The following is a 9,499-nucleotide window of genomic DNA, read 5'->3' on the forward strand; positions in this document are numbered from 1 at the left end:
AACGGACCGGAGGACGTTGTATGAGACTCATCTCCGCACGAGTCCGGGGCGCCGGCCGGCTCCTCGATACAACGATCAAGCTCGACCAGAAGCTCGTCGCCATTGTTGGACCAAACGAGGCAGGTAAGACGACGCTCCTCAAGGCACTTGCCTACGTGGACGCCTCCGACGCTCTGGCTCCAGCACAGCGGTCGCGCGCATCGACGAGCATCGAAGACTCCACTCCAGTCGTCAGCTTGCGCTACCGGGTCAGCGACGAGGTCCGCAAGGATCTTGCGGACCTCGAACTCGAGGAGGCACCAACCGAGTTCTTCGTCAGCCGTCGTGCCGACGGTGAAGGGCCCAACTTCACGGTTAGTCCTGCACCTCGCAAGTCCGAGGTAGCGCTGAAGCAACTGGCAATCGACTTGAGTGACTCTCTGGCAGCGACCACCGTCCTAGAACCACTTCCCATTGACGCGGCCGAGGACGGGGAAACACCCGAACCGCTTGACGGCGGACCGTTGCTCGATGAGCTTCGGTTGCTTCAGCAAGATCTCGACGCATACCTCGCCGCCCCGGTCGATGACCGAGAACCGATCGATGTGTTGCGCCAACGCGCCGACGAGGACGTCGAAGCTCTGAAGGCATTCGCCGATACCGACTCTCTGCAGCGGCTGCTCCCCGCACTTGGAGCGTGGGTCGATCGTGACGACCCCACCGAGACGACTAAGGAAGAACTCTGGAACCGCACCCCCGACGTGGTGATGTTCACCGAAGCAGATCGCACGCTGGCTTCTACCTACACCCTCGATGACGGTCTGCTCGGCGACGTGCCGGCAGCGCTCGCAAACCTGACGCGGTTGGCCGGACTCGACTTGAACGCACTCGTCCAGGCCGTGCAGACCGGCCAGGTGTCCCGTAGGGACACCATCAAGAACAAGGCGAACATCACGCTCGCCAACTACTTCAAGAATGCATGGCAGCAGTCGGACCTGAAGGTCGAACTCAACGTCGAGAACAGCATCCTCCGGATCGGTCTTGTCGAAGATGGCGTACACGCATCCGTGTTCGACGAGCGAAGCGCCGGGCTTCGGATGTTCGTTGCTCTGACCTCCTTTCTCGCTGCACGAGACAGTGGACGCGCGACGATCCTCCTGATCGATGAGGCCGAGACCCACCTGCACATCGACGCTCAGGCCGACCTCGTGCAGATGTTCGCCAAACAGGACAAAGCCGACAAGATCATCTACACCACCCACTCGCCGGGCTGTCTGCCCGCTGATCTTGGTGTTGGTATCCGCGCCGTCGTGCCCGACTCTGACGAGACGAGCCATGTGGAGAACAGCTTCTGGCGGCAAGGGGGCGGGGGATTCACCTCGCTGATGTTCGCTATGGGCGCCTCGGCCGCAGCGTTTACGCCCGCGCGCTGTGCGGTCATCGCCGAAGGCGCGACGGACATGATCGTGCTCCCGACCTTGATGCGCGCGGCGATCGGGGTAGACAGCCTGCCGTATCAGGTGGCGCCCGGACTGTCTGAGATGCCCAAGGACTCCTACCCGGAGCTTGACTTTCAAGCGGCCAAGGTTGCGTTCCTCGTCGACGGTGACGGCGGGGGAGAGAGACTCGCGGAGGCGATCGGTCGTGCCATACCGGAGGACCGGATCGTGGCGATCGGCGTCCATGGCATCGAGAACACCCTGGAACCAGACTTCTACCGAGACGCGTTCACCACGCTGCTTCGCGATCTCAACGTCACCATCGGCGAACCACCAACCCTGCCTGATGCGACGGCCGCACCGTGGGCCACAGCGCTGGAGACCTGGGCCACGAGCCAGGGGTGGCGGGTACCGACCAAGCAGGAGATCGCGAACCACATCATCGAACTCGACGAGGTGCTGCTGAGCTCGCAGGGCGTCCTCGCGCTGAAGCAAGCGCATGCTGCGCTACTCGCCGCATTGGGGATCTCATCGTGACACACACGAATGACTCGACGACCTGGGTAATTGAAGAGACCGCGCTAGCCACCGGCAGGCGACTGACCTTCCCCGGCATCGGCCTGATGTTCATCGACGCCGACAACGTCAGCAGTGGGACCGGATATGCCCGTGTTGTCCGCCAAGGCGTCGCCGCTCGAACCGAGGACTTGTCGGCCACGAAAGGCGACTCGGTTTGCGTCGCGAGCCAGCGACCGCTGAGCCTGGACGGAGCAGGCAGACACCCCAACGCGCGGCAGTTCAAGCATCCGGCGAGCCGCTCAGTCAGAGAGCTGGGTATCCAGTGAAGTCGCAAGCAGATCCACGAGGGGCGGTGTGGCGTCGATGGGACCCACACATCCACACGCCAGGTACCGCAATGAACAACCAGTTCGGGCAGGATGCTTGGGAGGCCTACCTCACACGCATTGAACAGTCAGAGCCGAAGATCGAGGCCCTCGGCGTCACGGACTACTGCAGTATTGACGAGTACGAGAAGGTGCTCGAGTTCCAGACGGATGGTCGTCTTCCCGATGTGGGCCTTATCTTCCCGAACATCGAGCTGCGTCTACCGACTGCCACGAAGAACGACCATCCAGTCAACATCCACCTCCTCGTTTCACCGGAGAACCCCAACCACGTCGAAGAGACCCGGCGCTTCCTACGGACGCTCAAGTTCTCGTCGGGACGGGAGTCGTACGTATGTGACCCGGCCGACTTGATCCGCCTTGGCAAAGCTCACGACTCGTCGATCAGGGATGACGGTGCCGCACTGGCGGCCGGCACCAACCTCTTCAAGGTGTCGCTCGACAACCTCAAGCAGTCGCTCGACGAGAGCGCCTGGGCGCAACAGAACATCATCATCGGGGTGGCAGCCGGTAGTACCGACGGTACCTCCGGTGTTCGTGATGACGGCGGTTCGCTCGAAGCCGTTCGTGTTGAAATCGAGCGTCTGGCTCGCGTGATCTTTGCGAGTTCGCCGGCGCAGCGCACGTTCTGGTTGGGCGAGGGTGTGTTGAGTGCCGACGAGTTGACCACGAGGTATGACGGGCGCAAGGTGTGCCTGCATGGCAGCGACGCCCACAAGCTCGACCGCGTGGGGAAACCGGATGGTGATCGCTACACGTGGATCAAGGGGGACGCGACTTTCGAGAGCCTTCGACAAGCCTGCCTCGAACCGAAGGAGCGGGCGATCGTTGGTGAGCAGCCGCAGAAGGGCGCACTCGACTACCGGGTCATCGAACGCATCGTGGTGTCCGATGCGGACTGGATGGCGACGCCTGAAATTGAGCTTGCTCCCGGACTGGTCGCCATCATCGGGGCCAGGGGATCTGGCAAGACCGCGCTGGCAGATCTCATCGCTGCCGGCGCCGGCGCCGCGAGCACCAACGAGTCCGACCAGACTTTCTTGCAGCGTGCTCGAAGGCATCTCGCCGGGAGCAAGGTCGAGCTGACGTGGGCTGACGGCGAGACCTCTGACACCGAGCTTCCGCCCAACTTCTCCTTCGATCACGACGTGCCGCGTGTCCAGTATCTATCGCAGCAATTCGTTGAACGCCTCTGCTCGTCCGAAGGAATCACCGATGAGTTGCTGGCCGAAATCGAGCGGGTTATCTTCGAGGCGCATCTCTACGAGGACCGGCTCGGGGCATCGAGCTTCCGCGAGCTTCTCGATCTGCGGGCCAGTCACGGACGCGACCTTCGGCGGTTCGCCCAGAACGAGATGGAGGACCTCGCAGAGCAGATCGAGACCGAACGCGTCGCGGGTGACGAACTGCCAGGTCTGAAGAAGGAGCAGGTGCGACTCACTGCCTTGCTAGCGGAGGACAAGCGAGCGCGTGGAGGTTTGGTGGTCGTCGGTGGCGAGGCCCGAGCCCAACGCCTCGAAGCCGTTAACGGCGCAGTCGTGGCAAGACAGGCAGAGGTCGATGCCCTCAAGCGACGCGACAAGTCGCTCTCGGACCTGGCCGACGCCATCAAGGACGTCACCGATCGGCGGCTACCCGCGATCCGCGTAGAGCTGGAACGTGACTATGCGAGTGCAGGTCTGACCACAACCGAATGGCAGAACTTCAACCTTCGCTTCACCGGCGATCCTGCGTCGATCGTTGAGCAGCGCCTGACTGCGGTACGTCAGGCAACCGGTGAACTGGTCGGCCCCGCGCTTCCCAAGCCCACCAAACCAGCTCACGAACTGCCACCGTATGTTGCCGACGATGTTGATCTAGCGACCGGGACCCTGAATGTTCTTCGCGCCGAGGCGTGGCGACTCAGCGAGCTGATCGGGCTAGACGCCAACAAGCAGCGACAGCTGCAAACACTCAACGACAAGATCGCCAAGACGGAGGCGGCTCTGGTCTCCCTCAACGCGAGTATCAAGCAGGCGGAAGGCGCTTCCGATCGGGTGAAGGCACTGATGCTCAAGCGCAAGCACGCCTACGCGTCACTCTTCGACGGCTTTGCCCAGGAACAGGAGCAGCTGGAGGCGATGTATTCGCCTCTCAGGCAGATGCTCGGTGAAGAGTCGGGGACGCTCGGCAAGCTCACTTTCAGCGTCAAGCGAGTGGTCGACATCGAGGCGTGGGCGAAGCAGGGCGAAGCCTTGCTAGACCTGCGGACGGGAGAGTTCCGCGGTCATGGTGAGCTGCTCAACCAGGTGCGCGAGAAGCTGTTGCCTGCCTGGGAGTCGGGCGCCAGTGCCGAGGTAGCCGAGGCGATGGCGCGTTTCAGGGACGAGCACGACCAGCACTTCATCCAGCAAGCCAAGGCACCGCGAGCCGACAAGCAGGCCTTCCGTAAGTGGGCGGACGGGATTGCGTCGTGGCTCAACGACACCGCGCACATCTCGATCAAGTACGGCGTTCAGTACGACGGCGTGGAGATCGAGCAGCTATCACCGGGCACGCGAGGCATCGTCTTACTGCTGCTCTACCTTGCTGTCGACCAGTCGGACGATCGCCCCCTGATCGTCGACCAGCCCGAAGAGAACTTGGATCCGAAGTCGATCTTCGACGAGCTCGTCGGCCGGTTCGTCGAGACAAGACGGCGTCGGCAGATCATCATCGTGACCCACAACGCGAACCTAGTGGTCAACACGGATGCCGATCAGGTGATTGTTGCCAACGCCAGCGCCCACAGGCCCGGAGCGCTACCGGAGATTACCTACACCACTGGGGGACTCGAGAATCCGACAATTCGGAACGAAGTTTGCGAGATCCTCGAAGGTGGCCAGCACGCGTTCGAGGAACGGGCCCGTCGACTGCGGATCCGCTTGGCGTGATCGGGAGGGCGTGCCCGAAGCCGGACGACACGGATCGGTTCTGTTCGTATGCGAACGCTATGAATGAGGCGTTCGCATGAGTCAAGGATTGTATTCCCGCCTGATGGGCGACAACAGTCGGCGGGGAGCGGTACGCGCGGCCGGGATGATCCCCACCGAGATGATGCATGGAGCTGCTGCACGGATTGGTCAAACCGAAGTCATCGGTTCATGCAGCACAGCAGACTCGTTGAACTCACCTCGACCAACCGCTGCCACGCGGTTGCTGCTCCGGGCACGGGCTAGCGCGGTGGCACCTGGGCGTACAGCCGGAACGCCCGGCGTTGCTCGTACGCAACATAGTCCGGGAGCCAACCCGGGTGCTCGACAGAGACGATGTGCCGCCAACTGTCGGGGTCAAAGCCGGTCATCCAGTCCGTTCCGTAGCTGGTCTGGGTGAGTGGGGTTGCCCAGGTCGTCACGTCCTTGGGGCTGCGGAGGACGGCACCGTCTGGGGGCATGGGGAACTTGTCGGTGACGTTCTCGACGTTGGCGGCTACGTCGCCCTGGAGGTAGGCGAACCCTGCGGCCATGTCGTAGGTGACCTGCTCAGGTGTTTCGACGAACGGGGAGAAAGAGAGTTGGTCGGCGAAAGTGAACCCGACAAGGTAGGGCGTCTCCTGCATTGTGAACTGGCCAATGACGACTCGTAGGTCCCCGTTTGGGCGGCGCCCATTGAGCCAGACGTTCGCGGCCGCGATGTCGCCGACAGGCTCCTCGGGATGCAAGGGATCACCGACCGCGGGCTGGCTCTTGAGTGGGAAGCCGGTCCACTCACCGCGGTGGTCGCGGTGCACGATCTGCGGCGCGATGTCGGCGAAGAAACGGAGTACGGCCAGCATCGTGCCCGTCAGCTCCTTGCCCTCCATGTTCGCCTGGTACGCGGGCAGAAGAGCCTGCGTTCCCGGACGCAGCTCAGTGTGGGTGGCGGCAGGGATGGGGCGCCAGCAGCCGTAGGTCCGCATGCCGTGGGCGCCACCGATGAGGACGTCCTCGCTCGGTGAGACCTCGAACATCAGGTGTTGGTCCACGTTGCGGGCGTACTTGACCGCGTTGATGAGCTCGGCTCCGGGTGTCGGCGTGGGCTTGAACAGCGCCAGATAGGTGACCTTGTCGCCGAGCCGTTCGGTGAGTAGGTCGTTGAGGTTCTGGACCCGGCTGAGCCAGTTGCGGGCGTGCACGCCGAGGTCACCGCCTCGGGCGGTTTCGGCGTAGTACGCGGCGACGTCCTTCTGGATGTCCTTCATGACCTGGCGCAGGCGTGGCTCTTCGGCCGACGTGATGGTTAGGGTTGCGGTGCTCATCATTCGTGTCTCCAGATCTTGGGCGGGCGCCCGAATGCTTCTATACCTCCACAGTCTGACGGAATCAGTTCGCCGCAGGAATCTGCAGATAAATCCGGAAATCTTGACCTTGGATCTGCGAGCCGGCGCTTTGCGACTTAAGCGAGAAGTGAGAAGGGGAGAAAGCATTCTCGGGCTGAGCTTCTAGTTCGGGCGCGTCGTTGTGTGGCCTAAGGTCCGCACGTCGACTTAGGTTCCGTGAGCACGACTCGCCGAACCGCTACCCGTCTTCGGCGGCTTCGACAGCAGCTGGAGCGGCCGGGTTGATGCGGAGGTGCCAGAGCGGAAGCCGGTCCGACTGGAGGTTGGTCGGCACGAGTCGTGGAAGGGTGCCGGGTTCGACGTCGATGCTGAGCTTGGTCGTCTCGTCTTCTAGGGAGGTGGTGCCGGAGTAGAACATCCGGGTGTACAGCTCGCTTAGGCCGCCGATGATGTCGAAGTCCTGCGCGCCGTGGCTCTCGTCGGGCGTCATTGTGAACACCATCTCCCACACACCGTCCCCGACGTCCTGCATCTTCTCCTCGCAGGGCCAACGCGCGTGCTGGATGAGGAACCAGACAAGCGCCGTCTCGCTCTCGTCAACCATCTCCTCGCCGCCGGCGAACATGCGGACACCGGTAGTCACCAGGGACAACTTCGTCGTTCCATCCTCTTCAGGCACACTTTCAGCCTCGGTGGCACCATCCTCGTCCGCTACCTCCTGCATCGTCAGGCGGAACTCCAGCGGAGGCTTCAGCCCAAGCATGCGGTCGTTAAGTAGCGAGCACATATGGTTTCGCTTGAAGGCGGTCTCAAGGTCGATCTCGAAGTGGTCACCGACCCGGACGTAATCGTCGACCGGCACCAACGTCCACATGCTCATCGCGACCCAGTGGACCGCGATGTACAGCGGACAATCGTTCAACTCGGCGTAGCTCTTCAACCGAGCGACCTCGACCAGACGCAGTTTGGATACCCGCGGGCAGTTGCCACCTTCGGCCTTGACCTCGACCAGGATGTTCGCGCCGGACACGAGTGTTAGCCGCCAGTCTGGGAGTTTCACCTCGTCCTCGTAGAACAGGATGCCAGCGTCTTCCTGCTTCACCAGCATGCAACCTCCCAGGTCGGCGGCAACAAGTCCGAACAGCTGGTCGCTCACCCACCCCCGGAGGCGCGACGACGATTTCAGGGAATCACGCAGGCCAGCTTCGAACTGGGCGACCGTCGCCTCGACCCGAGCGGGATCAGACACCCGCCGCTGCTCACCAGGCGCGGGGACATCGACCGCAGCGTGGAAGTTGAGGGTCTCGATCTGTTCAGGTCGCCGGGAAAGCCTCTTCATCCAACCGAGGGTAATGACTTCAGGTCACCTTGCTGGGGCGCTAAGGCGCGTCGCGGTGCCTTCCCGACTATGTTCGTTGAGCTTCAGAGTCTGGGCGCCTGCCATGGCATATGGGCGGGGAGTCTCGTCGCCGATCCCGCTGGAGTGAGACGGTCAGTCCGTGTCGGTGGGGAGAGGCGACCGGACCTGTTTGGAGTCGCGCTTTGCGGCTGGTTCAAGACACCGTCGATGGCGTCGCGAGTGCGTTGGCCGGAGGTAGGCATGAGGTGGGTGTAAGTGCGGAGAGTGAAGCCGGGATCGGCGTGGCCGAGGTATTCGCTCAGGGCCTTGATCGACTCTCCGGCGTCGAGCAGCGTGCTGGCGTAGAAGTGGCGGAGCGCGTGGGTGCCGTTCTCGCGCTTGGCCTCGATGCCCGCCTTCTCCAGGGCCGGACGCCAGAGGTAGGTGTTGAAGTAGTTGCGGTTGAGTGCGCCTCGCTCCCGCGTGGTCAGAAGCAAGGTGAAGGTACGTTCCGGTCCGTCGAGTCGGTCCCAGGGAAGTGTCACCTCACGAGGTGGGTAGCGGGTCATGTGCTCGTTGATCGCGTCGAGCACTGAGTCGGGCAGTGGCACGCACCGTGTCTTGCGTCCCTTGGGCAGGCCGAAGAGCTGCTTGTTGCTGGCACGGAGTTTGACCTGGCGGACGATCTCGATCTCGCCCTTCTCGATGTCGATGTCCTCGGGGGAGAGGCCGAATATCTCGCCTTGCCGCAAGCCGAGGCCGGCACCGAGTTGAGCGACCAGTTGGTAGCGATCGGGGAGGGCGCTTCGGACGTTCGTGACCTGTCCGGCCGTCCACGGCGTGAGCTTGCGCTGCTCGGGCTTGGGCTGACGCACCGAGGGAGCCTTGCAGGGGTTCTTCTGGATCAGCGAGTCGTCTACGGCCGCGGTGAAGACGGTGGAGACATTGGCGAAGATGACCTGCTGGTAGGTGGGAGCCAACTCGGACAGGCCACGAAGCCAGGTCTGGATGGTGGACGGTTTGACGTCGCTCAGCAGTTTCGAGCCGAGGCCCGGATAGGCGTGCAACCGCAGGCGCAGTTCGACGGCCTCTCGTGTGCCTTCGTCGAACGTCTGAGCTTCCAGCCACTCCGCGGCGTAGTCCTTGAAGCTGATCTTGCCGGCGTCTGGATCGAAGTATTGGCCGCGCACGATGTCGGCAGACACTGTGGCCGCGAATCGGTTGGCGTCCGTCTTGCGGGTGAAGGTCTTTGAGCGAGCCCCGCCGCCAGGCTCGCGCCACCGGACGATGTACCTGAGCTGTGAATCGCCCCGGGTTTCGTGGAGGCTCGGTTACTTGGAACCAGCCCCGGTCGGGACAGGTGTTTCAACGTAGTCGGTGACGACGTCGTTGGCCCAGTGGTTGGCCTCGAACTCGGTCGGTGGGACGAGTCCGATCTCGCCGTGAAGGCGCCGGTGGTTGAACCAGTCGACGTACTCGGCGACGGCGATCTCGACGTCGGTCACGTTCTTCCAGCCGCCCTTGGGGCGCATGGCCGGGTTGCGGATGCACTCGGCCTTGA

At 62.9% G+C, this 9,499-nt stretch carries 7 protein-coding genes; 3 read left to right on the plus strand and 4 right to left on the minus strand.

The annotated features are described in order from the left end of the window. The first annotated feature begins 20 nt into the window (after positions 1–20). From RB608_RS27520 to RB608_RS27530, 3 genes are read left to right on the plus strand one after another with little or no spacing between them, the layout of a single operon-like run. Positions 21–1,955 carry an AAA family ATPase gene (locus tag RB608_RS27520; protein WP_308091297.1) on the plus strand — a complete coding sequence of 645 codons (1,935 nt, stop codon included), beginning with the start codon at positions 21–23 and terminating at the stop codon, positions 1,953–1,955. Next, entirely contained in the window at positions 1,952–2,263 is a 312-nt protein-coding gene (locus RB608_RS27525; protein ID WP_308091298.1) for a hypothetical protein, read from the plus strand. The genes RB608_RS27520 and RB608_RS27525 overlap by 4 nt, the downstream gene beginning before the upstream one ends. A gap of 26 nt (positions 2,264–2,289) precedes the next feature. Further along, positions 2,290–5,235, plus strand: coding sequence for a TrlF family AAA-like ATPase (locus RB608_RS27530; protein WP_392391066.1), 2,946 nt, complete (start codon positions 2,290–2,292; stop codon positions 5,233–5,235). A gap of 281 nt (positions 5,236–5,516) precedes the next feature. On the opposite strand, the gene RB608_RS27535 is transcribed toward RB608_RS27530, so the two are convergent. The 4 genes from RB608_RS27535 to RB608_RS27550 form a co-directional block, all read right to left on the minus strand. Further along, complete coding sequence (locus RB608_RS27535) at positions 5,517–6,578, minus strand: hypothetical protein (RefSeq protein ID WP_308091300.1); 1,062 nt, start codon at positions 6,576–6,578, stop codon at positions 5,517–5,519. A gap of 259 nt (positions 6,579–6,837) precedes the next feature. Further along, positions 6,838–7,938 carry a hypothetical protein gene (locus RB608_RS27540; protein WP_308091301.1) on the minus strand — a complete coding sequence of 367 codons (1,101 nt, stop codon included), beginning with the start codon at positions 7,936–7,938 and terminating at the stop codon, positions 6,838–6,840. An 83-nt stretch (positions 7,939–8,021) separates the two neighbouring features. Continuing rightward, positions 8,022–9,143: a site-specific integrase gene (locus RB608_RS27545; RefSeq protein WP_308091302.1), complete on the minus strand. Its 1,122-nt coding sequence runs from the start codon at positions 9,141–9,143 to the stop codon at positions 8,022–8,024. Between the two features lie 126 nt (positions 9,144–9,269). After that, on the minus strand, positions 9,270–9,499 hold a 230-nt coding region (locus RB608_RS27550; protein ID WP_308091303.1), incomplete at its 5' end, for an IS3 family transposase.

This window comes from Nocardioides sp. LHD-245, assembly GCF_030929495.1.
Lineage (GTDB): Bacteria > Actinomycetota > Actinomycetes > Propionibacteriales > Nocardioidaceae > Nocardioides.